At 66.2% G+C, this 23060-nt stretch carries 19 protein-coding genes; 8 read left to right on the top strand and 11 right to left on the bottom strand.

Annotated features, from left to right (window positions below; all coding sequences use genetic code 11):
* Positions 1-15: 15 nt before the first annotated feature.
* From QZ497_RS20220 to pilG, 9 genes are all read right to left on the bottom strand, one after another.
* Positions 16-2112: an HlyD family efflux transporter periplasmic adaptor subunit gene (locus tag QZ497_RS20220; protein WP_295478703.1), complete on the bottom strand. Its 2097-nt coding sequence runs from the start codon at positions 2110-2112 to the stop codon at positions 16-18.
* A complete protein-coding gene (locus QZ497_RS20225) occupies positions 2113-3432 on the bottom strand; it encodes an HlyD family efflux transporter periplasmic adaptor subunit (RefSeq protein ID WP_295478706.1) in 1320 nt (439 codons plus the stop codon).
* Positions 3429-4205: an efflux RND transporter periplasmic adaptor subunit gene (locus tag QZ497_RS20230; protein ID WP_295478708.1), complete on the bottom strand. Its 777-nt coding sequence runs from the start codon at positions 4203-4205 to the stop codon at positions 3429-3431. Before QZ497_RS20230 ends, QZ497_RS20225 begins: the two co-directional genes overlap by 4 nt.
* Positions 4206-4307: 102 nt before the next feature.
* The gene (locus QZ497_RS20235; protein WP_295478711.1) at positions 4308-4784 is read right to left on the bottom strand and encodes a chemotaxis protein CheW; all 477 of its coding nucleotides are present in this window, start codon (positions 4782-4784) and stop codon (positions 4308-4310) included.
* A complete protein-coding gene (locus tag QZ497_RS20240; RefSeq protein ID WP_295478714.1) occupies positions 4777-10623 on the bottom strand; it encodes an Hpt domain-containing protein in 5847 nt (1948 codons plus the stop codon). Before QZ497_RS20240 ends, QZ497_RS20235 begins: the two co-directional genes overlap by 8 nt.
* A gap of 33 nt (positions 10624-10656) precedes the next feature.
* Positions 10657-12699 carry a methyl-accepting chemotaxis protein gene (locus tag QZ497_RS20245; protein ID WP_295478717.1) on the bottom strand — a complete coding sequence of 681 codons (2043 nt, stop codon included), beginning with the start codon at positions 12697-12699 and terminating at the stop codon, positions 10657-10659.
* A gap of 39 nt (positions 12700-12738) precedes the next feature.
* Positions 12739-13278, bottom strand: a complete 540-nt coding sequence (locus QZ497_RS20250; protein ID WP_295478719.1) for a chemotaxis protein CheW — start codon at positions 13276-13278, stop codon at positions 12739-12741.
* Positions 13279-13292: 14 nt separating this feature from the next.
* Positions 13293-13658, bottom strand: coding sequence for a twitching motility response regulator PilH (gene pilH, locus QZ497_RS20255; RefSeq protein ID WP_295478722.1), 366 nt, complete (start codon positions 13656-13658; stop codon positions 13293-13295).
* Positions 13659-13703: 45 nt separating this feature from the next.
* On the bottom strand, positions 13704-14114 hold the full coding sequence (gene pilG, locus QZ497_RS20260) for a twitching motility response regulator PilG (RefSeq protein ID WP_295478725.1): 411 nt from the start codon (positions 14112-14114) through the stop codon (positions 13704-13706).
* A 215-nt stretch (positions 14115-14329) separates the two neighbouring features.
* On the opposite strand from pilG, the gene gshB reads away from it, so the two are divergent.
* The 7 genes from gshB (at position 14330) to QZ497_RS20295 (ending at position 20281) form a co-directional block, all read left to right on the top strand.
* Complete coding sequence (gene gshB, locus QZ497_RS20265) at positions 14330-15280, top strand: glutathione synthase (RefSeq protein WP_295478727.1); 951 nt, start codon at positions 14330-14332, stop codon at positions 15278-15280.
* Positions 15281-15391: 111 nt separating this feature from the next.
* On the top strand, positions 15392-16294 hold the full coding sequence (locus QZ497_RS20270; RefSeq protein ID WP_295478730.1) for an energy transducer TonB: 903 nt from the start codon (positions 15392-15394) through the stop codon (positions 16292-16294).
* 76 nt (positions 16295-16370) lie between these two features.
* Positions 16371-16940: a YqgE/AlgH family protein gene (locus QZ497_RS20275; protein WP_295478731.1), complete on the top strand. Its 570-nt coding sequence runs from the start codon at positions 16371-16373 to the stop codon at positions 16938-16940.
* Positions 16940-17380 (top strand): Holliday junction resolvase RuvX, encoded by a 441-nt coding sequence (gene ruvX, locus QZ497_RS20280; RefSeq protein ID WP_295478734.1) that lies wholly within the window; start codon positions 16940-16942, stop codon positions 17378-17380. Before QZ497_RS20275 ends, ruvX begins: the two co-directional genes overlap by 1 nt.
* A 97-nt stretch (positions 17381-17477) precedes the next feature.
* Positions 17478-17996: a bifunctional pyr operon transcriptional regulator/uracil phosphoribosyltransferase PyrR gene (gene pyrR / locus QZ497_RS20285; protein ID WP_295478737.1), complete on the top strand. Its 519-nt coding sequence runs from the start codon at positions 17478-17480 to the stop codon at positions 17994-17996.
* Positions 17997-18008: 12 nt separating this feature from the next.
* Positions 18009-19013 carry an aspartate carbamoyltransferase catalytic subunit gene (locus QZ497_RS20290; protein ID WP_295478740.1) on the top strand — a complete coding sequence of 335 codons (1005 nt, stop codon included), beginning with the start codon at positions 18009-18011 and terminating at the stop codon, positions 19011-19013.
* The gene (locus tag QZ497_RS20295; RefSeq protein WP_295478743.1) at positions 19010-20281 is read left to right on the top strand and encodes a dihydroorotase; all 1272 of its coding nucleotides are present in this window, start codon (positions 19010-19012) and stop codon (positions 20279-20281) included. The genes QZ497_RS20290 and QZ497_RS20295 overlap by 4 nt, the downstream gene beginning before the upstream one ends.
* Before the next feature lie 129 nt (positions 20282-20410).
* Here the strand turns inward: QZ497_RS20295 and QZ497_RS20300 are convergent, their stop codons facing one another.
* Positions 20411-20821 carry a TM2 domain-containing protein gene (locus QZ497_RS20300; protein ID WP_295478745.1) on the bottom strand — a complete coding sequence of 137 codons (411 nt, stop codon included), beginning with the start codon at positions 20819-20821 and terminating at the stop codon, positions 20411-20413.
* A 249-nt stretch (positions 20822-21070) separates the two neighbouring features.
* On the opposite strand from QZ497_RS20300, the gene QZ497_RS20305 reads away from it, so the two are divergent.
* Positions 21071-21748, top strand: coding sequence for a C40 family peptidase (locus tag QZ497_RS20305; RefSeq protein WP_295478748.1), 678 nt, complete (start codon positions 21071-21073; stop codon positions 21746-21748).
* A gap of 243 nt (positions 21749-21991) precedes the next feature.
* Here the strand turns inward: QZ497_RS20305 and QZ497_RS20310 are convergent, their stop codons facing one another.
* Positions 21992-23026, bottom strand: a complete 1035-nt coding sequence (locus tag QZ497_RS20310) for a type IV pilus twitching motility protein PilT (RefSeq protein ID WP_295478750.1) — start codon at positions 23024-23026, stop codon at positions 21992-21994.
* Positions 23027-23060 lie beyond the last annotated feature (34 nt).

Genomic DNA, 23060 nt, shown 5'->3' on the forward strand with positions numbered 1-23060 from the left:
CGTATTGGACCTTGTTCAGAATCCGCTCTCACGCACGCCCAGGGCGGCCAGCCGACGCCATGCCGCCAGCAGCACTGACTCGCTCTGCCCCTCGAGCATCACCACCCCGCGCAGGGGCTGTACCGGCGCGGCAACCGACTCGTCGACCTTCAGGCGCACGCCATACTGGGCCTGCACGGGTTCGGCGCGCTGCTGCTCGTCGCGACGCACGGCAATCGGGCCATGATGGTCGGAGGTCAGTGCCTCCTGGTCGAGCCAGGCGGCGCCATTGGCGTCGATCTCAAGCAACTCCACCGGCAACGAGGCGCGCATGGGGTCATCGGCGATGAAGCGCCCCTTGGTGCCTACCTCGACACGCCACAGGGCATCCTCGGCCAGATAGCCACGCAGGCGGGTTCCCGACTCGACGATGCGCGCCAGCGGCACGCCAGGCGCTACCCAGCGGCCGGGTTCCAGGTTGGGCATCAGGTCACGCACCCGGCCGGCCTGGGGCGCGCGGATCGATAAACGCTCGCGCTGCGCCGCCAGGCCGCGGTACTCGGCCACCGCTTCGGCCAGACGCTGCTCCAGCACACCGATATCCGCCACGGTTTCACTGCGCCCGGCCTGACGACGCAGCTGCAACTGCAGAATGTCGATTTCGCGCCGCACGATGGTCTGCCGCGAGTCGATGTCGGGTGAAGCCAGTTCGACCAATACCGCGCCCTGCTCGACCGCCTGGCCATCCTCGACCAGGATGCGTGCGACCCGCGCCGCCACCGGCGAATGCAGCTCGCTGACACGCCCCGCCTCAAGCATCGCCGGCACCTCGACGCTGCTGCGCCAGGGCACCACCAGCACTGCCAGCAAGCCTGCCAGCACCAGCGCTACCAACAACACCCGTGGGGTATGGGCCTGCTCACGATGCGCCCACCAGTGACGCATTTCCTTGTAGATCGGCATGAAAATGAAGAACCCCAGCTCCACCAGCATCAGGAAGATACCCAGCAGTTTGAAGAACAGGTGATAGACCGCCAGGGCGATGCCGAAGAACAGCACCGCGCGCCACAGCCAGGACAGGTAGCCCCAGGCCAACAGGCGCCAGCGCATCCTCGCAGGCCAAGGCTCCGGTGCCGGCACGCCATAGCCGAACAGCTTCTCCCGCAGATGCCAGCGACACAGGGCAAAGGCCCGCGCCTGCAGGTTATCCACTTCCCACAGGTCACTGACCAGGAAGTAACCATCGAAGCGCATGAACGGGTTGAGGTTGACCACCACGGTCGTGATCCAGGTCGCACTGGCAAGCATGAAGGCCGCCGTACGCGCCGGGCCGTCGGGCAACAGCGACCAGGCCAGCAGTGCGATGCAGGCCAGGAGCATTTCGGCCAGTACCCCGCCGGCGCCGATCAGCAGCCGCGCGCGCCGGTCATTGACCCGCCAGGCATCGCTGACATCGGTGTAGAACAGCGGAAACAGGACCATGAACGCCAGGCCCATGCTCTGCACCCGGCAGCCGGCGCGTTTAGCCATGAAGGCATGCCCGAATTCGTGACAGAGCTTGGCGAACACCAGCGCCACACCGAAAGATAGGGCACCGCCCAGGCTGAACAGGTGGGGAAAGGTGCCGGTGAAACGCTGCCAGTCCCGGGCCACGAGAAACACCCCGAGCATCAGCGTCAACGGCAGGCCATAGCGCAGCAGGAAAGGTCCGAAGCGCAGCAGCCAGGGCCAGACCCGGTTGAGGAAGGGATCCGGGCGCCATAACGGAATGCGGAAGAACAGGTACTGATGCAGCACGGTTTTCCACAGGCTCTGGCGCATCATCGCCGCCTTGAAAGCATAGCTACTGCGTTGCTGCGGGTCGCTGGAACTCACCAGGTCATGGGTGCGCAGAAAGCTCAGCATCTGTTCGAGTTCGGCCGCTCCCAGCTTGAGGCCTGGTTCGCGATTGGCGGCCTGGAGTATCTGTGCCGGATCACCCAGCGCCCAGTGACGCAGCAGTCGAATGGCCTGTGCGCCCAGCTTGAAATAGCGACCGCGCAGCGGATCGGCCAGGGTCCAGCGTGGCGAGCCGTCCAGCGCCGGGCTGGAAGGCGACAGCTGCAGGTCTTCGCGCAGGCCTGGCAGGTTCATCTACAGGCCTATGCTCTGGCGCAACCCGGCCAGCGGACGACGCAGCAGGTAGAGGGCCAGCGGCGCGCGGTCGCCGTAGACCTTGGCAGTACCGCGCAAGCCAATGCGCGGTGGCGTGTCGAGGAATGCGGCGTCCAGCCGATAGGCCAGCTGACCGCCTGGGGTCGGCTGCGCCTCATAGGCGGCACGTTGCAGGCGCGCCTCATGCCGGTGCAAGGGATCGCTGTCGAGAAACAGAGCCACTTCGGCATCCGGGGCCAGTTCGATGGCGTCGCCCACCGCCAACTCGATACGCAGTTCGGCCTGGGTCGGGTTGGCGATTTCCATGAGGCGTTCGCCGGTCTGCACGGGTTTGCCGGTCCAGCGCTGGGCGTCGGCGAACACGGCGATGCCATCGCGCTCGGCACGCACTTCGCTGCGCTTGAGCAGCTCGCTGGCATAGTCGCGTTCGGCGCGCTTCTGCTCCACACGAGCAGCCAGCAGGTCGACCCGCGAGCTGGACTCGGCGTCGGCAAAGGCGCGCTGGGCACTGCCGCGTAACTCGGCCTCGGCCACGCCCAAGGCACGTTCGGCCACGTCGGCCGATGCCTTGAGCGTCGTATTGTCGAAACGCACCAGCAGGTCGCCGGTCTTTACCGGCTGGTTGGGCTTGACCAGGAATTCGGCAATTACACCATCCAGTGGCGCAGTCACCACGCGGCCGTTGAGCGGCACCACTTCTGCCGGAGCCAGTACCGACTGACGCACCGGTATCCATAGGGCCAGGAACAGCACAGCCACCACGGCGAACCGGCGCTTGCGGTTGAAGCGCATACGCCAGGGTTTGCGCGGCTGCAGCGCCAGCCAGGCGTGCGCGTAGGTATCGCCCAACTGAGTCAGCAGGAGCTTTTCCGAAGCGCTCCAGGCACGGTCGCGGGCGATCCACAGACCACCGAATACGACACCGCCACGGTCACGCAGCGGCAGCCAGAAGACGTGCGGTGCACAAAGCTCGTTCCAGTCGCTGCGCACCTGCTGATCGAAGGCGTCGATGCTCACCGAGTCAGGCTGGTTCAGCCGTTCCAGCTTTTCCTGCTGGACGACCGCCTGCTCGACGAAGGCCACGAACGGCGCATTGGGCTCGACCATACTGATGCCGGTTACCGCTTTGACCTTGCCGGCGATGACCAGGGCTGCATGGCGAAAACCGAAAAGCGCCTGGCCGTCATTGACCAGGCTGTAGGCCAATTGCTCGATGCTGGCGGCCGCGCGAGTGACCCGCTCAAGCTCGAGAAACTGTGCAAATACCCGTTCTACGGCGCCGGGCACCGGGGCGTTCATTGGCGCTCCGCGAAGCTGGCCGTGCCACTCATGCCCGCCAGCAAGCCCTCGGATTTGGGCAGGCTGGCGACCAGCAGCAGGGTCTGGCTGCCCTCATCGATGCGCGCGCCCAGGCGCTTGACCGTGGCGGTCAACGCTTTGCCGGTTTCATCGGGAACGAAGGTGAAGGTCTGGCCCGGCTTGATACGCGCCATCCAGCGCGAGGGCACCAGCACGTGGATTTCCAGGGTGCGATTGTCGACGATCTCCAGCATCGGCGTACCGGCCGAGACGCTTTCGTAGCGCTGCACCTTACGTGCGACAACCTGACCGTCATAAGGCGCCACCACGCTGCAGCGCTTGACCTGCACCTGGTAGACATTGGCCTGGGCCTGGGCTTCGGCCAGCCGGGCCTCGGCACGGGCGACCTCGAAGCGGCCCACCGAATTCAGCGATGCCAGTTGCCTGTTGTGCGCCAGCTCTTCATTCGCGCCACGCGTGGCAGCCTGCGCGGCCACCAGCTGTGCCTGAAAGGCCGAGCAGTCAAAACGCGCCAGCAGGTCCCCTTTGCTGAAGGACTCGCCTTCGCGTACGGGCAGCTCGGTAATGCGCCCCGACAGCTCGCTGGCCAACACCGCCTGGTCCTGAGCCCGCAGCACACCGCGTGCTTCGCTGGCGGCTGGCGACTGGGTGGCCGGCTTGTCGAGCAGCGGGTCGTTATCGGCCGACGTCTGCGCCTGCACCCAAGGGGTCAGGCAAAACAATCCAAAAGCGATTCCTTGCATATAACGCATCACGCAGACTCCATGTCGGACGCGGCCAGTCTACGACAGCCATGTCAGCCGTCAAGCGAGTTGCCAGTATCCCGACGGGCAGCGCTGAACGACCTCCGGCACTCAGATCAGTGGCGTACTGGCCTCCACCAACCAACGTTCCAGACCTTCCAGGTCGGGGATCCGCGCCTGGGTTTCGCCCACCTGCACGGCGGCCAGTTCCAGGTCGGCCAGCGGCACGTCGACATAGCTGAGCTGGCCGTCGACCTTGTGCGAACGCGGGATACCCTGGATCAGCAGCGCCAGGTAGCGCAGCTCCGGGCGCCCGCCCAGGGCGTTGAGCACGACGATGCGCGCGCGCCCGCCGACCTTGGTGCGTCCGCCACAGGCGGCCTCGAAACTGAGCAGTGGCAGTTCCAGGTCGCGCCAGTAGATGGTGCCCAGGAACCAGGCCGGGGCCTGCGGATCGGCCTGGCAGTCCTGATAGTCGATCAGTTCCGCCACCGCCACGTTGGGCAGCAGCAGAAAGCGGTCGCTCAGCGGCAGCAGCAGGGTGGTGAGGCTGGCGCGACGGCTGGATTCATAGGCGAGGTCAGGCATGGTAGGCACTCCAGCGGGCGATGCTTTCCAGCAGCACCGACTCCTGGTACGGCTTGCTGAGGTATTCGTTGACCCCGAGGGCCATGGCGCGGTCGCGGTGCTTCTGCCCCGAGCGCGAAGTGATCATGATGATCGGCAGGTGCCGCAGGCGGTCATGCTGGCGAATCTGGCTGGCCACGTCGAAGCCGTCCATGCGCGGCATCTCGATGTCCAGCAGCAGCACGTCGGGGGTGTACTCCTCCAAAAGCGCCATGGCATCGACCCCATCCTTGGCGGTGGCCACGCGCATGCCGTGGCGTTCCAGCAGGCGGCTGGTGACCTTGCGCACGGTCACCGAGTCATCCACCACCATCACCCGCAGCGCTCGTCGCCCGGCATGCCCGATGGCGGGCACCTGGGCACCCGGCTCGTGGATCGCCAGGCGCGCGTGCTGGGTGCGCAGCCAGGCCAGCAGGTCGAGAATCAGCACGACTCGGCCATCGCCGAGAATGGTCGCGCCGCTGACCCCCTGCACCCTGGCGAACTGCGGACCGAGCTTCTTGACCACGATTTCCCGGGTGCCGGCCAGCGCATCGACCTGCACGGCGACCCACTGGTCCTGCTGGTGAACCAGCAGCACCGGCAGCGGCTGCATCTGGTCGTGCAGGCTGGGGCGGCTCATGCCCAGCAGCTCGCCGAGGTAACGCAGCTCGTAGGTACGCCCACCGTAGCGGTAGCGCGGTACGGCTTCCTGGTAGCGCTCCAGCAGTTCGCCGGGCATCACCCGCACCAGGCCCTGCACCGTGTTGAGCGGCAAGGCGAACTGCTCGTCGCCACACTGCACCATCAGCGCCCGGTTGACCGACACCGAGAACGGCAGGCGAATGCGAAAATGCGTGCCCTGCCCCGGCAACGAGTCGATGCTCATCGAGCCGCCCAGCTGCTTGACCTCGGCATGCACCACGTCCATACCCACGCCACGCCCGGAGATCTGGGTGATGACCTCGGCGGTGGAAAAGCCTGCTTCGAGGATGAACGGCAGCACTTCGTGATCGGCGAGCACCGCATCTTCCTGGATCAGCCCGCGCTTGATCGCCTTGCGGCGCACCGCCGCCATATCGACACCGGGACCGTCGTCGCTCAGCTCGATGACGATATCGCCGCCCTCGTGGCGCAGGTCGAGGCGAATGTGGCCCTGCTCGGGCTTGCCGGCGGCAATGCGCCGTTCGGTACTTTCCAGGCCGTGGTCGACGGCATTGCGCAGCATGTGCTCCAGCGGCGCGACCATGCGTTCCAGCACGCTGCGGTCCATCTCGCCTTCGGCGTTGCCGACATCGAACTGCACCAGCTTGTTGAGTTCACCGGCCACTTGGCGCACCACGCGGCGCAGACGCGGCACCAGACGCTCGAAGGGCACCATGCGGGTGCGCATCAGGCCTTCCTGCAGTTCGGTGTTGACCCTGGCCTGCTTGCCCAGCAGGGTCTCGGCGTAACGGTTGTGGCGGTCGAGGGTTTCCTTGAGGTCGACCAGGTCGGAAGCCGACTCGCTCAAGGCCCGCGACAGTTGTTGCAGTTGCGAGTGGCGGTCCATCTCCAGTGGGTCGAAGTCTTCATAGCCGCGCCGCTCGCCATGGCTCTGCTCACGGCTGAGGATGCGCCCCTGGGTTTCGGTTTCCAGGCGCCGCAACTGGTCGCGCATGCGTTCGAGGGTGGTTTCCATCTCTACCAGGGTGCCCTGGGTGTCGAGGATCTGCTGCTCGATACGGCCCCGGAAAATCGAGGTTTCACCGGCCAGGTTGACCAGTTGTTCGAGGTCCTCGGCGGCGACCTTGACCATTTCCGGGCCGGCGCGCTCGGCCTCGGCGTCATGCGCCGGCAGCGGCGGCGCCGGTACGGCGACCGGCGGTTCCAGCGTGTCGAGCTGGCGGATGCTGTCGATCAGCCGCGTGGGATCGGGCAGCGGCCGCTCTTCACGCTCGGCATCGAGCATGTCGGCAAGCAGGTCATGGCCGCGTTGCAGCAGACTCAGCAACAGTGGCGCAGCCTGGCGCGTACCGGCGAACAGCGCCTCGTAGAGCGATTCGACTTCATGGGCCAGGTCGCTGATGGGTTTGATCTCGACCATCCGCGCACCGCCCTTGAGGGTATGCAGGTCGCGCAGCAGGTTCTCTACCTCCTGCAGGTTGTGCGGGTCGACCTGCCAGCGCGCCAGCGCCGCACCAGCGCTGTCGAGAATGTCGGCGGCTTCCTGGAGAAAGATGTCACGCAGCTCGGGGTCACGCTCCGGGCCGCTCGGCGCGGCCTTCGCCTCCGGCACGGCGTCCGCGCCAGGCACACGCACCTTGCGCAGCGCCTCGATGGCGGTGATCAGCGCCAGGGGCGCGGTCAGCGGCTGGCCGTGGCGCAGTTGTTCGAGCATCAGGGCCAGTTGATCGTGGCTCTTGATCAGCAGGTCGGCCAGCTCTGCCGAATAGCCGTAGCGACGCTCGGTGAGCCCGGCATATAGCGCTTCGAGTTCATGGCCCAGGTCACTCATGGCGGTGACCCCGGCCATGCGTGCGCCGCCCTTCAGGGTGTGCAGGTCGCGCTGCAACGACGGCAGGGGCTGCGGGTTGTCAGGGGCGGTCAGCCAGCGTTGCAGTGCCTGCCCGGCACTGTCGAGGATATCCGTTGCCTCTTCGAGGAAGATGGCCACGATTTCATCGTCGGGCGCGCTTTCATCGGCCAGCTGGCCAGTCGCCGCGCCCAGCTCGGTGACCCGGCTGCCGTCGCGGGCCACCAGCCCAGTGGCGGTCGGGTCCAGGGCCTGGTCCAGCAGGCCATGCAAGGCCGCCACGCAGTCCGGGCGCGGTTGCACGTCCTGCCCGGCCGCCAACTGGTCGAACATGTCGATCAGTGCTTCGTGGGCCTGCTCGGCCGCGTCGAAGAAGCGCTCGCTGGCTGCCAGGCTGCTTTCCTCGACCGCGCCATAGAGGTCCAGCAGGGCCTCGCACAGCTCGTCGATCTGCGGCAGGTCGGCCAGGTGTGCGGCGTGGCCGAGACTGGTCAGTTCGTCGAGCAGCGCCGTGAGTTCCTGGCGGTCGCCAGGATGCTCACGCCAGCGCTGCAACAGACCTTCGGCGTCCAGGACGATATCCATGCCCTGCTGCAGGAAGGTCTGGATCAGCTTGGGGTTCGCCTGCACTGGCGCGTCGCTGGCGTCCTGCAGAGCAGCGGCCAGGCGCTGGGAAAGCAGCGCTTGCGCGGCCTCGATCACCTCCGCCGCACCTTCGATAGGCGCCAGCGGCTGGCTGTCGAGCTGCTCCAGTCCCCGGTGGAACAACGGCTCGGCACTGCGCAGCAGGTTCAGTTCAGGGGTTTCGATGGCAATCAGGTGGGCCTTGCACTCGCGCACCAGTTCATCCAGCGCCTTGGCCAGTTCAGCGATCGGCAGCACGCCGGCCATGTAGGCACTGCCTTTGAGGGTGTGCAGCGCACGGTGCAGGTCGTCACCGGCCAGCGCCTGCCCACGGGTGGCGCGGTCCAGGAAGCGGTCGAGCACCTGCAGATGCCCCAACGCCTCCTGACGGAAGATTTCCAGCAGCAGTGGGTCGATGCGCTCGTCGCTCGCTGGTGGGTTGCCGCTGGCCAGCGCCTGGGCCTGGGCGGCCAGGCGGTCGGCCTCGGAATGCGGTGCCTGCCGGCCGCTGGCGAAGTCGTGGATCAGCTCGGGCAGCAGCGCCTGGACTTCGCCCAGCAGCTGGCGCACTGGCTGGGCGGGCTCGCGCTGGCCTTCGAGAATACGGTTGAGCAGGTTTTCCACCGCCCAGGCCAGTTCGCCGATGACCAGCGCGCGCACCATGCGCCCGCTGCCCTTGAGGGTATGGAAGGCGCGGCGCACCTCAGTCAATGGCTGCTGGGCGTTGGCTCCCGGCGTGGCCAGGGCGATCAGCCAGCGCGGTACATGCTCGCGCAGCGCGGCCAGTACCTCTTCGGCCTCCTCGACGAACACCTCGCGCAGCTCGGCGTCCACCGGCGCCTCGTCGTCCGGTGGCGGCAACAGGCGCAGCGGCATGTCGCGGCCTGGCGGGTTGACCGCCGCCACCGGCCGGGCCAGGGCCTGCACGATGTCCTGGCCATCGGCATCATGGCGCGCCGGTCGGGCGTCGGCCTCTGGTGGCGGCAGGCCCGCCAGCTCCTGCGCCGGCGCGCAGCCCAGGCGCGCCAGGCTGTCGTGGGCCATGTCGAGGTAACGGTCGCCGGGCGCTTCGTGGTCTTCGCCCATGCGCGCCAGGTAGAAGTCGATGGCGCACAGCGCCTCGGCCCAGGCTTGCAAAGCCTCCGGCCCCGGATGCTCGGCGGCGTCCAGCAGGTGCTCGCGCACATAGAAAGCGCAGGTGGCCAACAGCGCGGCGGCGCGCACCAGGGGAATCATCGCCAGCGCGCCGCGGACCTGAACCAGGTGTTCATAGAGCCCCTGCAGCGGCTCACGGGACCAGCCCTGCTCGGTGCAGGCAGTCATTTCCTCCATCACCTGCTGCAGAACCAGGCGCGCCTCGCGGATCACCAGCTGGTGAATACGCGTGAGGTCGGTGGTGGGCAGGTGGCTTTCCTCGCGGCGGCTGTCGCCGATCACCCCGATCATGCCCGCCAGGGTCGACTCGACGTACAGCAAGGCGCCGGCCACATCCATCAACACCGCATCGGCGGGCTCGCGCTGGCCCTGGGCGATCCCCTGAACCATCGCCACCTGGTCGATGATGACCTTGCGCGGCTGGCCGAAGCCCAGCACCGCCAGGGTATCGGCGATCTGGCGCAGCGCCGGCAGCAGCGCGCTCAGTTCGCTGACCCGCTGGCGGTCGCCACGCACGAAGACGTCGAGGCGCTCCTTGGCGCGAACCAGGCCTTCGCAGACCGCCAGGATCACCGTGCGCATGGCATCGCGGTCCGGTGCGGTCATGCCGCCGGAGGCCTGCACCGAGACATGCCCGTCGGGCAGCGCTTCGCCCAGCGCATAGCGTTCCTGCAAGGCCAGGATGCCCGGTGCCTGGCTGTCGGATTTGGCGATGTAGAACAGCAGGCTCTTGAGCAGCTCGTCTGGCGCTGGCTGGTTGATGCCCTGCACGCCCTGCCCGGCCAGGCGTGCCAGCTCGCGCTCGACCTCCTGCAGCAGGCTGCGCAGTGCCGGGCTGTTGGTGAAGCTGCCCGCCGCCATGGCCTCTACCAGCGCCTCAACGATCTGCCACAGGGCCTCCAGCGGCGCGCCAGCGCACAGCTGCTGTAACTGCTCGAACACCTCGCTCATGTTCTGCAGGTGGGTCTGCACGTCCTGCTCGCGCAGCAGCCCGGCGTGGGCTTGCTGCAGGCACTGCCGCCAGGCGTCCAGCCGCTGCGCCCAGTCCGCCAAGTCGCGTTCGGCCAGGGCCTGCTCGTCGAGCGGCGGCGTGTCGTCCAGGCGTGGTGCGAACAGGCTGGTTTCCGAAAGCAGCCCCTCGCCGCGCGCGCTGCGCAGGTCGTTGAGCAAGGGCAGGATCATCAGCGGCAGGTCGCGCCGCGCGGCGTGGACGCGCTCCAGATAATCGGGTAACTGGCCCATGGCCTGGTCGAGCAACAGCATGGCTTCGTCGGGGTGGCCGACGCGGTGCTCGCGCAGGGCGATCACCAGCTGTTCGATTTCCTCGGCCAGCAGCGCGGCGCCATAGAACTCGATCATCTGCAGGCTGCCATGCACCTGGTGCACGGCGTGCAGACACTGCTCCAGCGCGGTAGCGTCGTGGCCCGCCGCCGTGAAGGCATCCAGGCACTGACGGGCCTGGCGCAGGTTGTCGGCAATCTCGCCGCGCAGCCACTGCAGGGCGACGTAATCGTGATGATCAGGCATGGCGCTGCCGGCTCTTGCGGTGCGGGGCGCCCATCATCGCGCATCCCGTGAGGCTGGCAGGGTGAAGCCGGACACCGAGCGACGCATGGCACTGGCCAGTTTCGCCAGGTTGCCGATGCTCTCGGCGGTGGCCTTGGTGCCGGAAGTGGTCTGCGAAGTGATCTGCTGGATCACCGTCATGGTCTGGGCGATCTGCCCGGCCGACACCGCCTGCTGCTGAGCGGCGTCGGTGATGCTCTCGATGAGTTCGGCGAGCACCCGTGAAACGCCTTCGATCTCTTCCAGGGCCACCCCGGCATCCTGGGCCAGGCGCGCCCCGCGCACCACCTCGCTGGTGGTCTGCTCCATGGAGATCACCGCCTCGTTGGTGTCATTCTGGATGGCCCGCACCAGGGTCTCGATCTGCTTGGTCGCCGACGACGAACGCTCGGCCAGGCGTTGCACCTCGTCGGCCACCACGGCGAAGCCACGCCCGGCGTCGCCGGCCATGGATGCCTGGATCGCCGCGTTGAGAGCGAGGATGTTGGTCTGGTCCGAGATGTCGTCGATCAGGCTGACGATGTCGCCGATTTCCTGGGACGACTCGCCCAGGCGCTTGATGCGCTTGGAGGTGTCCTGGATCTGCTCGCGAATGTTGTCCATGCCGTGGATGGTGTTGTGCACCACCTCGTTGCCCTTGTTGGCGATGGCTACCGAACGCGCCGCCACAGTGGAAGACTCCGAGGCGTTGCTGGACACCTGGTCGATGGACTGCGCCATGTCGGTGATTGCCGTCGAGGCCGCGCTGATCTGCAGTGCCTGGTGTTCCGAAGCACCGGCCAGCTGCATCGCGGTGGCCTGGGTGTCCTGCACGGCGGCCGCCACCTGCTCGGCGGTGAAGTTGATGGTGGCGACCAGTTCGCGCAGTTGGTCGATGGAAAAGTTGATCGAGTCGGCAATCGCGCCGGTGAAGTCCTCGGTGACCGACGCGGCCACGGTCAGGTCGCCGTCGGCCAGGTCTTCGATTTCATCCAGCAGGCGCATGATCGCCGCCTGGTTGCGCTCGCTCTTCTGCGCGGTTTCGTGCAGTTGCCGGTTGGTCTCGCGGACCATCACCAGGCCGATGAGAATCACCGACATCAGCGCCAGCAGGCCCAGCAGGTAACCGCCTACCGAGTTGAGGCTGCGCTGGCTGGCCAGGTGTTCAAGGCTGCCGGCCAGCGCCGAGGCCTGGTCGAGCAGGGTCTGGGAGGTGGTGAAGATCTTGCCGGCGGCCTCGCGGACCTGGAACAGCTCCGGCGAGGTTTCCAGAATCTCGTCCACCGAGCCGGAAACGAACTGGAACAGCTCGGCGATTTCCGTGAGCCGCGCACGGGCATCGCGGTCCTGGACCTGGCTGATATTGATACCCGGGTTGCCTTCGAGCATGCCGTTGAGCACCCGGCCGAACTGGCTGGCGTCGCGACCGAAGGCATCGGCGGCCTGCACGGCGGTGTCATCGCCGGCCAGCACGGTGTTCACCGCACCAAGAATCCGCTCGGCGAGCAGGGCCTGACGCTGGGCAAGCACCACCTGGCTGGCCGGGGCGTGGCTCTGCAGGAGGATTTCGACGACTTTCTCGTACTGGGTCTGCAATTGCGGGATGGTTTCGGCCAGGGTGGCGGCCACCTGATGCAGCGACAGCACGGTCTGCTCGTTGGCAAGGATCACGTCGGTACTCTTGCGCAGCGCTTCCCAGTCGTTCTGCACCGCACGCAACTCGTCGCGCACCGCCGAGGGTGCAGCCGGCAGGCCGGTGCTGCGGTCACCATTGCGCAGGTAACCCCAGCGCCGGTCGAAGTCGTTGCGTGCATCGGCCAGCAGCTTGAACGCCTGGGCCTTGCCGCCGGCCGCCTCGGTGGCATTCTTGGCGATGCGCTGGGACAGCACGCGCAGCTCGCCGGCATGGCCGATGTACTGCTTGTCGTAGTTCGACTGGGTGTTGAGGTACGCGAAATTGGCGAACAGCAGGATGATCAGCACGATCAACGCGATGAACAGCACCACGATCTGCCGCCTGCTGCGCAGTCCCTCCTGGGACTTGCCTGTATTGGTCATCGATCAGGCCCCCGCCCGGCCAGCTGCCACTCGTTCAAACTACACCGCCACATCCAGGAAATCCGCCGACTGCACCAGGGCCTTGGTGCTGAACACCCGCCAGCGTCGCGCGGCCTGGAACTGCCCACGGATGAAAGGCGCCATGCGCGCCCCACAACCGGCATCGGCGCCCGGCAGCAGGTCGGCAGGCTCGAAATGCTGCAGGCCGAGGACCTCGTCGACCAGCAGCCCGGTGAACACCTCCTGATGCTCCACCACCAGCACCCGGCGCTGCTTGCGCAGCGACGAGTACGTCTGGCCGAAGTAACGCCCCAGGTCCATCACCGGCAACAGCCGTCCGCGCAGGTTGGCGATGCCCGCCACCCAGGGCCTGACCCCGGGCATTGCCGCCACCCGCGGCTCGTTGAGGATCTCGGCAATCTCGCCCATGGGCGTGACGAACCATTGCTCGCCCAGGCGAAAGCCGATGCCGCTCCAGTCCTGCTCGCGGGTTTCCTGCGATGGCAGACCCGCAGCCAGCGAACGGCAGCGCTGGTCGATGTCGAACAGCAGCTCGAAGGCGGTGCGCGACTTGCCCATGGGCGAGCCCGGCTTCAGCCGGCCAGCACCGCGTTGAGGGTTTTCATCAGGGTTTCTTCGGTGACCGGCTTGGTCAGGTAGTCGCGCGCGCCCTGCCGCGTGCCCCAGACCTTGTCGGTCTCCTGGTCCTTGGTGGTGATCATGATCACCGGGATGCTGCGCGTGCCTTCGTCCTTGCTCAACTGGCGAGTGGCCTGGAAGCCGTTCAGGCCGGGCATGACGATGTCCATCAGCACCGCGTCGGGCTTCTCCTGGCGCGCCAGGGCCACGCCATCGGCGCCGTTCTCGGCCTTGAGCACCTCGTGGCCGTGCTTTTCCAGGATGCTGGTGAACTTGTACATCTCGGTCGGCGAGTCATCGACGATCAGTATTCGAGCCATGGTATTCCCCAAAAAGGTGGCAGGCCGGCGCTGCGCACGCCGGCCTCAGGATACATGTTGTTCGACCGCGACGAAGCCGGGGACGTGCACCCGGATCGCGCCCAGGAGTTCCTGGGGGCTGAACGGCTTGGTCAGGAACTGGTCGCAGCCGACGATGCGGCCCTTGGCCTTATCGAACAGGCCGTCCTTGGAAGACAGCATGATGACCGGCGTGGAGCGGAACGAGCGATGATTCTTGACCAGCGCGCAGGTCTGATAGCCATCCAGGCGCGGCATCATGATGTCGACGAAGATGATCCGCGGGTGGTGGTCGGCGATCTTGGCCAGCGCGTCGAAGCCATCGACAGCGGTGATGACCTCGCAACCGGCGTTCCTGAGGATGGTCTCGGCCGTGCGGCGGATGGTCCGCGAGTCGTCGATGACCATCACCTTCAAGGCGGGAGCATGCTGTTCCATGTGGGATGTTCCGTCGCCGCAGCGAATGTTTGCGTGGCCTGCACGGCACCCGGGCCTGAGGCAGAGCGGCACAGGGCGGATGCCGAGACGTTTTAGCACACTCTCGGAGCGCAATCCATAAACCCCACCCGCCCCTTGACCCGGAGCACGCCGCCCGCCACCCTGACGCCTGTTTCGGCCCACGGCCATCACCGGACATATAGAGGAACCTGCCCATGAGCGTTCGCCTAGGAATCGTCATGGACCCCATTGAGCGCATCTCCTACAAGAAGGACAGCTCGCTGGCCATGCTCCTGGCCGCTCAGGAGCGCGGCTGGTCGCTGTTCTACATGGAGCTGCCCGACCTGTACCAGAACCTGGGCCAGGCCCGCGCGCGCATGAAGCCGCTGAAGGTCTTCGCCGACCCGGCCAAGTGGTTCGAATTCGGCGCAGAACAGGACAGCGGCCTGGACGAGCTGGACGTGATCCTGATGCGCAAGGACCCGCCCTTCGACATGGAGTTCGTCTACTCCACCTACCTGCTGGAGCAGGCCGAGCGGGCTGGCGTGCTGGTGGTCAACAAGCCGCAGAGCCTGCGTGACTGCAACGAAAAGCTGTTCGCCACGCTGTTCCCGCAGTGCACCCCGCCGACCCTGGTCAGCCGCCGCGCGGACATCCTGCGCGCCTTCACCGAGCAACAGGGCGACACCATCCTCAAGCCGCTGGACGGCATGGGCGGCACCTCGATCTTCCGCCACCGTGCCGGCGACCCGAACCTGTCGGTGATCCTCGAAACCCTCACCGCCAACGGCACCCAGCAGATCATGGCGCAGGGCTACCTGCCGGCAATCAAGGACGGCGACAAGCGCATCCTGATGATCGATGGCGAGCCGGTGCCGTACTGCCTGGCGCGTATCCCGGCCGCCGGCGAGACGCGTGGCAACCTGGCGGCTGGCGGCCGCGGCGAAGCCCGCCCGCTGACCGAGCGTGACCGCTGGATCGCCGCCCAGGTCGGCCCGACCCTGCGTGAAAAGGGCCTGCTGTTCGTGGGGCTGGATGTGATCGGCGAACACCTCACGGAAATCAACGTCACCAGCCCGACCTGCATCCGCGAAATCGACAATGCCTACGGCACGCGCATCGGCAGCCTGCTGATGGATGCCATCGAAAAGAAACTCAAGCGCTGACGCTCAAGGCGACGGGACGCCCGTCGCCTGCGCCTTGCCACCCGCGCGATTGAGTTATGATGCGCCTCTTGCGAACGCAGACCTGCAGGTTCAAGTAATGCCGAGCCACCCATGAACGCGATGGCCCAAAACCCTCTCGTACTCGACTACTCCTACCGTGGCGTGCGCCCACGCGACCGCCTCGGCTTCACGCTGCTGATCGCCGCGCTGGTGCACCTGGCGCTGATCCTCGGCATAGGCTTCACCTACGTGAAGCCCGAGAAGATCTCGCAGACCCTGGAGATCACCCTGGCCACCTTCAAGAGCGAGAAGAAGCCCGCCCAGGCCGACTTCCTCGCCCAGGACAACCAGGAAGGCAGCGGCACCCTGGACCACGCCCAGACTCTCAAGACCACCGAGCTGGCGCCCTACCAGGACACCGAGATCAACAAGGTCACCCCGCCACCGTCCAGCAAACCGGTGGAAAAGCAGGAGGCCGCCAAGACCGCCGTGGCCACTCGCGCGCATACCCCGGAAAAGACCGTTGCCAAACGCGAAGAGGTCAAGCCCGAACCCAAGCAGCGCGAAACGCCAACCTTCGACAGCGCACAGTTGAGCAGCGAGATCGCCAGCCTGGAAGCCGAACTGTCTGCCGAGCAGCAGCGCTACGCCAAGCGGCCCAAGATCCACCGCCTCAACGCGGCCTCGACCATGCGCGACAAGGGTGCCTGGTACAAGGAAGACTGGCGCAAGAAGGTCGAGCGGGTCGGCAACCTCAACTACCCCGAGGAGGCTCGCCGCCAGCAGATCTACGGCAGCCTGCGCCTGCTGGTGTCGATCAACCGCGATGGTTCGCTGTACGAAGTGCTGGTACTGGAGTCCTCCGGCCAGCCACTACTGGACCAGGCCGCGCAGCGCATCGTGCGCCTGGCCGCACCATTTGCGCCGTTCACCGGCGATCTGGCCGACATCGACCGACTGGAGATCATCCGCACCTGGAAGTTCGCCAAGGGTGACCGGCTGTCCAGTAACTGAAGCGCCCCGCGTCCGGCGGGGCGATGCGAGAACAGACAGTTGTCAGGGCGCCCCCGGCAGAGCCACACTACGCCCCATGAAAAACGTCGCCCCGAGTTACCTCAAGCACCATTTCCTGATCGCCATGCCGAACATGGAAGATCCCAATTTCGCGCAGACCTTGACCTACATCGTCGAGCACAACGCCAATGGTGCCATGGGGCTGGTGATCAACCGCCCGCAGGAGCTGACTTTGGCCGACGTGCTCGAACAGCTGCGCCCTGAAGAGCTGGCGCCGGTACGCTGCCAGAGCATCCGCATTCATTCCGGCGGCCCGGTGCAGACCGACCGCGGTTTCGTCCTGCACCCCAGCGGCCCGGTGTTCCAGGCCACCGTGGAGCTGGGCGGCCTGTCGTTGTCCACCTCCCAGGACATCCTGTTCTCCATCGCCGACGGCAACGGTCCGGAAAAGAGCCTGATCGCCCTCGGCTATGCCGGCTGGGACGCCGGCCAGCTGGATGCCGAAATGGCCGCCAACGCCTGGCTGACCTGCCCGTTCGACCCCGCGGTGCTGTTCGAGACCGACAGCGAACAGCGCCTGCAGGCCGCCGCCGCGCGCCTGGGCGTGAACCTCAGTCTGCTGTCGACTCAGGCGGGCCACGCCTGATGACAGCGCTGCGCCTGATCCTCGGCTTCGACTACGGCACCCGCTCGATCGGCGTCGCCGTCGGCCAGGCGGTGACCGGCCAGGCCCGCGAACTCTGCACCCTCAAGGCGCAGAACGGCGTGCCGGACTGGAATAAGGTCCAGGCCTTGTTCGACGAATGGCAACCCGATGCCGTGGTGGTCGGCCTGCCGCTGAACATGGACGGCACGCCCAGCGAGATGTGCGCCCGCGCCGAAAAATTCTCGCGCCAGCTCAATGGCCGCTTCAACGTCCCGGCCTATACCCACGACGAACGCCTGACCACCTTCGAAGCCAAGGGCGAGCGCATGGCCCGCGGCGGCCAGCGCGGCAGTTACCGCGACAACCCCGTGGACGCCATTGCCGCCGCCCTGTTGCTGCAAGGCTGGCTGGACCACAACAGCGAGCTGCTCGATGCGTGACCTTTTGCCGTCGAAAAGCTTCGATACCCCCGGATTTCACGTTTGCGCTTGAGCGACGCCCCTGGATGGGCAGCGCCGAGCCTCTGAAGGAGCCAGCATGAGTTTGCCCAACCCCGCCGACCTGATCCGTCAGATGGCCACCGACCTGAACGCTCACCTGAGCCAGCGCGGCATCGCCGAGCCGCGCTTCATCGGCATCCGCACCGGTGGCGTGTGGGTGGCGCAGGCCTTGCTGGAAAGCCTGGGCAGCCAGGCGCCGCTCGGCACCCTGGACGTGTCCTTTTACCGCGACGACTTCAGCCAGAACGGCCTGCATCCGCAGGTGCGCCCATCGGAGCTGCCGTTCGAGATCGAAGGCCAGCACCTGGTATTGATCGACGACGTGCTGATGAGCGGCCGTACGGTACGCGCGGCGCTCAACGAGCTGTTCGATTACGGCCGCCCGGCCAGTGTCACTCTGGTCTGCCTGCTGGACCTCAATGCCGGTGAGCTGCCGATCCGTCCCGACGTGGTGGGCGCCGAACTGGCCCTGGCGCCGCATGAACGCGTCAAGCTGAGCGGCCCGGCGCCGCTGGCACTGGAAATCCAAGACCTCTCCACCGCCTCAGCCCTTTAAGAGTCCATTGCGATGACGCCTCTCGACGCCAAGCGCCCGCTGCAGCTCAATCACCAGGGCCAGCTGCGCCACTTCCTGTCCCTGGACGGCCTGCCCCGCGAACTGCTCACCGAAATCCTCGACACCGCCGATTCCTTCCTGGAGGTCGGCGCCCGGGCGGTGAAAAAAGTCCCGCTGCTGCGCGGCAAGACTGTCTGCAACGTGTTCTTCGAAAACTCCACACGCACCCGCACCACCTTCGAACTGGCCGCCCAGCGGCTGTCGGCAGATGTGATCTCGCTGAACGTGTCGACCTCCTCGACTAGCAAGGGCGAGACGCTGTTCGACACGCTGCGCAACCTCGAAGCCATGGCCGCCGACATGTTCGTGGTGCGTCATGCCGACTCGGGCGCGGCACACTTCATCGCCGAGCATGTGTGCCCGGAGGTGGCGATCATCAACGGTGGGGACGGGCGTCATGCGCACCCGACCCAGGGCATGCTCGACATGCTGACCATCCGCCGCCACAAGGGCAGCTTCGAGAACCTCTCGGTGGCCATCGTCGGCGACATCCTGCACTCGCGGGTGGCGCGCTCGAACATGCTGGCGCTCAAGGCCCTGGGTTGCCCGGACATCCGCGTCATCGGCCCCAAGACCCTGCTGCCGGTGGGCGTCGAGCAATACGGGGTGAAGGTCTACACCGACATGGCCCAGGGCCTGAAGGACGTCGACGTGGTGATCATGCTGCGCCTGCAGCGTGAGCGCATGCAGGGCGGGCTGCTGCCCAGCGAGGGTGAGTTCTACCGCCTGTTCGGCCTGACCACCGCGCGCCTGGCCGGTGCCAAGCCCGACGCCATCGTCATGCACCCCGGCCCGATCAACCGTGGCGTGGAAATCGAATCCGCCGTGGCCGACGGCCCGCACTCGGTGATTCTCAACCAGGTCACCTACGGCATCGCCGTGCGCATGGCGGTACTGTCCATGGCCATGAGCGGGCAAACCGCACAACGTCAATTCGAGCAGGAGAACGCCCTGTGAAGCTCAGCATTCTCGGCGCTCGCGTCATCGACCCGGCCAGCGGCATGGACCAGGTCACCGATCTGCACATCGAAGCCGGCAAGCTGCTGGCCATCGGCGCCGCCCCAGCCGGCTTCGAACCGGCCCAGCGCATCGACGCCACGGGCCTGGTCGCGGCCCCCGGACTGGTCGACCTCAACGTTGCGCTGCGCGAGCCGGGCTACAGCCGCAAGGGCAGCATTGCCAGTGAGACCCGCGCCGCCACAGCCGGCGGCGTGACCAGCCTGTGCTGCCCGCCGCGTACCAAGCCGGTGCTGGACACCTCGGCGGTGGCCGAGCTGATTCTCGACCGCGCCCGTGAGGCCGGCTTCAGCAAGGTCTATCCCATCGGCGCCCTGAGCAAGGGCCTGGAAGGTGAACAGCTCGCCGAACTGGTGGCGCTGCGCGACGCTGGCTGCGTGGCTTTCGGCAACGGCCTGAAGACCTTCGCCAACACCCGCACCCTGTGCCGCGCGCTGGAATACGCGGCGACCTTCGACCTGACGGTGATCTTCAATTCGCAGGATCATGACCTGGCCGCCGGTGGCCTGGCCCACGAAGGCCCGACCGCCAGCTTCCTGGGCCTGGTCGGCATCCCGGAAACCGCCGAAACCGTGGCCCTGGCCCGCGACCTGCTGCTGGTGGAACAGAGCGGCGTGCGCGCGCACTTCAGCCAGCTGACCAGTGCCCGCGGTGCCGCGATGATCGCCGAGGCCCAGGCCCGCGGCCTGCCGGTGACCGCCGATGTGGCGCTGTACCAGTTGATCCTCACCGACGAAGCGTTGATCGACTTCTCCAGCCTGTACCATGTGCAGCCGCCGCTGCGCACCCGCGCCGACCGTGACGGCCTGCGCGAGGCGGTGAAGGCCGGGGTGATCCAGGCGATTTCCAGCCATCACCAGCCCCATGAACGCGACGCCAAGCTGGCGCCGTTCGGCGCCACCGAGCCGGGCATCAGCAGCGTCGAACTGCTGCTGCCGCTGGCCATGACCCTGGTGGAAGACGGCCTGCTCGACCTGCCGACCCTGCTGGCGCGACTGAGCAGCGGCCCGGCAGCGGCCCTGCGTCTGCCGGCTGGCCAGTTGCAGACCGGCAGCGCGGCCGACCTGGTGCTGTTCGACCCGGCGGCCAGCACCCTGGCCGGCCAGGCGTGGCTGTCGAAAGGTGAAAACTGCCCGTTCTTCGGCCACTGCCTGCCGAGCGCGGTGCGTTACACCCTGGTGGACGGGCGCATCGCTTATACCGCCTAGCGGGTCAATTGTAGGAGCGAGCTTGCTCGCGAAGGCTGTTCCACGGTTGCAACAGATGCTGTGACCTCACCGGCCTCTTCGCGAGCAAGCTCGCTCCAACACGCCCACCAGCGTCCGAATGGCGCCGCTTCAGCGGCGCTGCAGCTCGGCGTTGCGCACGGAGATCTGGTCGTTCAGGGTCCAGAAGTCGTACAGCACGCCGATCAGGAACAGGCCACCGGTGAACAGGTAGATGATCCCGGTGACCCACTTGCCCTGATACAGGCGATGCACGCCGAACACGCCCAGAAAGGTCAGCAGGATCCACGCCACGCTGTAGTCGATCGACCCGGAGGTGAAGCGCAGGTCGGCCTCGCGGTCCATCGACGGGATCAGGAACAGGTCGATCAGCCAACCGATGCCCAAGAGCCCGAAAGTGAAGAACCAGATAGTGCCGGTGACCGGCTTGCCGTAGTAGAAACGATGCGCCCCCAGAAAGCCCAGAGTCCACAGCAGATAACCCATGACTTTGCTGTGCGTGTCACCGCGATAGTCGTTCATTGACTGCCTCGAAGCCTCGATAGAAAAAAATTCATGTAAATTTTGTGACTTTTCATTTTCTTTCCGACGTATGGTTCCTCACCGGACAGGCCGGCGCAAAGCCTTGTAACTCAAGGGGTTGTTCCAATCCATGAGAGAGATCGTCAAGAAAAATGCAAAGATCTGTCCGCGCCCGGCGCGATGAGTGGGGTCGGCATTGGCGGCGGGCTGTTATAGAGTTGCGCGCTGATCTTCAAGAGCCCCTGACAAATGCGTCCTTTTTTCAAGACCTGGCTGACCATTTGCCTGCTTATGCCACTGGCCGCCCACGCCACCAATCGTGAGCAACGTCTGCCCGCCGGCTTCACCGGCTACACCGCTCGCGGCCATGCATCGGTTGCCCAGCAAGCGCCGCAGGCCGATACCCGCAGCACCATGACCGCCCCTGCGCAACTGCGCAAGGGCCACGTGATTCAGAACCCTGTGGCGGTCAAGAATTCCCGTAAATCCACCGAAGCCGTTGCCGGTAGCAGCAAGCAGGGCAACGCGGTGGTCAAGCGCGCCCTGGAAACCGTCGGCACGCCTTATCGCTGGGGCGGCAACACGCCCGGCAAGGGCCTGGACTGCAGCGGCCTGGTGAAGTACGCCTTCTCCGACGTGACCAACGTCGACCTGCCGCGCACCTCCGGAGACATGGCTGCCGGGCAAGGCCAGCCGGTCGACCGCAAGGACCTCAAGCCCGGCGACCTGCTGTTCTTCAACATCAAGAGCCGGCGCATCAACCACGTGGCCATCTACCTGGGCAACGACCGCTTCGTTCACGCCCCGCGGCGCGGCAAGGCGGTCACCGTCGACTCGCTGAAGAAGCCGTACTGGGACAAGAACTACAAGGTCGCCAAGCGCGTGCTGCCCAAGCAGAAGGCCCCGCTGAACATCGCCAAGGGCTGAGGCCGCTCCAGGCCGAAGATTCACGCGGCAGGCCGGTAGGACCGGCTTTAACCGCCCCACAATGCGTGTCAGACCGGGGAGGAGCGGCTTCAGCCGCGAAGCGTCCGCCTGTTCACAGCAGATGCAGGGAGTTTCCTGGTGCTTTCGCGGCTAAAGCCGCTCCCACCGGGCCACCTGACGCTTAACCGAACAGTATCGCGGCTAAAGCCGGCCCCACCGGGCGATAGGCGCCTGACTGCCTGTTCAGAAGTTGTCCGGCACCTTGGCTTTTTCCCGGGCCACGTCCCGGGTAATCAGGCCTCGCTTGAGCAACTCGGCGAGGCACATGTCCAGGGTCTGCATGCCCAGCGAGCCACCGGTCTGGATCGCCGAATACATCTGCGCCACCTTGTCTTCGCGAATCAGGTTACGGATTGCCGGCGTGCCGAGCATGATCTCGTGGGCCGCTACCCGCCCGCCGCCGACCTTCTTCAGCAGCGCCTGGGAAATCACCGCATGCAGCGACTCGGAGAGCATCGAGCGGATCATCGACTTTTCCGCCGCCGGGAACACGTCGACGATACGGTCGATGGTCTTGGCCGCCGAGGTGGTGTGCAGGGTGCCGAACACCAGGTGACCGGTTTCCGCAGCGGTGAGCGCCAGGCGGATGGTTTCCAGGTCGCGCATCTCGCCTACCAGAATCACGTCCGGGTCTTCACGCAAGGCTGAACGCAAGGCCTCGGAGAAACCCAGGGTGTCGCGATGCACCTCACGCTGGTTGACCAGGCACTTCTTCGACTCGTGGACGAACTCGATGGGGTCCTCGATGGTGAGGATGTGGTGGTGCTTGTTGCTGTTGAGGTAGTCGATCATCGCCGCCAAGGTGGTCGACTTGCCCGAGCCGGTGGGGCCTGTGACCAGGATCAGCCCGCGCGGCACGTCGGTGATGCGCCGGAAGTTCTCGCCCATGCCCAGGTCGTCGAGGCTGAGTATCTTCGAGGGAATGGTGCGGAACACCGCGCCGGCACCGCGGTTCTGGTTGAAGGCGTTGACCCGGAAACGCGCCACGCCCGGCACCTCGAAGGAGAAGTCGGTTTCCAGGCGTTCTTCATAATCCTGGCGCTGCTTGTCGTTCATGATGTCGTAGATCAGCGCCTTGACCTGCTTGGCGTCCAGGGCCGGCAGGTTGATGCGCCGGACATCGCCATCGACACGGATCATCGGTGGCAGGCCTGCGGAAAGGTGCAGGTCGGAAGCGCCCTGTTTGGCACTGAAGGCCAGCAGCTCGGTAATATCCATACAGCTCCTCAATCACATAGAATGCCGCAGACCT

The sequence above is a fragment of the uncultured Pseudomonas sp. genome, assembly GCF_913777995.1.
GTDB lineage: Bacteria > Pseudomonadota > Gammaproteobacteria > Pseudomonadales > Pseudomonadaceae > Aquipseudomonas.

Excerpts from the sequence above, each read along its gene's own strand:
- QZ497_RS20220 (WP_295478703.1), bottom strand. The coding sequence starts at position 2,112 with ATGAACCTGCCAGGCCTGCGCGAAGACCTGCAGCTGTCGCCTTCCAGC.
- QZ497_RS20225 (WP_295478706.1), bottom strand. The coding sequence starts at position 3,432 with ATGAACGCCCCGGTGCCCGGCGCCGTAGAACGGGTATTTGCACAGTTT.
- QZ497_RS20230 (WP_295478708.1), bottom strand. The coding sequence starts at position 4,205 with ATGCGTTATATGCAAGGAATCGCTTTTGGATTGTTTTGCCTGACCCCT.
- QZ497_RS20235 (WP_295478711.1), bottom strand. The coding sequence starts at position 4,784 with ATGCCTGACCTCGCCTATGAATCCAGCCGTCGCGCCAGCCTCACCACC.
- QZ497_RS20240 (WP_295478714.1), bottom strand. The coding sequence starts at position 10,623 with ATGCCTGATCATCACGATTACGTCGCCCTGCAGTGGCTGCGCGGCGAG.
- QZ497_RS20245 (WP_295478717.1), bottom strand. The coding sequence starts at position 12,699 with ATGACCAATACAGGCAAGTCCCAGGAGGGACTGCGCAGCAGGCGGCAG.
- QZ497_RS20250 (WP_295478719.1), bottom strand. The coding sequence starts at position 13,278 with ATGGGCAAGTCGCGCACCGCCTTCGAGCTGCTGTTCGACATCGACCAG.
- pilH (WP_295478722.1), bottom strand. The coding sequence starts at position 13,658 with ATGGCTCGAATACTGATCGTCGATGACTCGCCGACCGAGATGTACAAG.
- pilG (WP_295478725.1), bottom strand. The coding sequence starts at position 14,114 with ATGGAACAGCATGCTCCCGCCTTGAAGGTGATGGTCATCGACGACTCG.
- gshB (WP_295478727.1), top strand. The coding sequence starts at position 14,330 with ATGAGCGTTCGCCTAGGAATCGTCATGGACCCCATTGAGCGCATCTCC.
- QZ497_RS20270 (WP_295478730.1), top strand. The coding sequence starts at position 15,392 with ATGAACGCGATGGCCCAAAACCCTCTCGTACTCGACTACTCCTACCGT.
- QZ497_RS20275 (WP_295478731.1), top strand. The coding sequence starts at position 16,371 with ATGAAAAACGTCGCCCCGAGTTACCTCAAGCACCATTTCCTGATCGCC.
- ruvX (WP_295478734.1), top strand. The coding sequence starts at position 16,940 with ATGACAGCGCTGCGCCTGATCCTCGGCTTCGACTACGGCACCCGCTCG.
- pyrR (WP_295478737.1), top strand. The coding sequence starts at position 17,478 with ATGAGTTTGCCCAACCCCGCCGACCTGATCCGTCAGATGGCCACCGAC.
- QZ497_RS20290 (WP_295478740.1), top strand. The coding sequence starts at position 18,009 with ATGACGCCTCTCGACGCCAAGCGCCCGCTGCAGCTCAATCACCAGGGC.
- QZ497_RS20300 (WP_295478745.1), bottom strand. The coding sequence starts at position 20,821 with ATGAACGACTATCGCGGTGACACGCACAGCAAAGTCATGGGTTATCTG.
- QZ497_RS20305 (WP_295478748.1), top strand. The coding sequence starts at position 21,071 with ATGCGTCCTTTTTTCAAGACCTGGCTGACCATTTGCCTGCTTATGCCA.
- QZ497_RS20310 (WP_295478750.1), bottom strand. The coding sequence starts at position 23,026 with ATGGATATTACCGAGCTGCTGGCCTTCAGTGCCAAACAGGGCGCTTCC.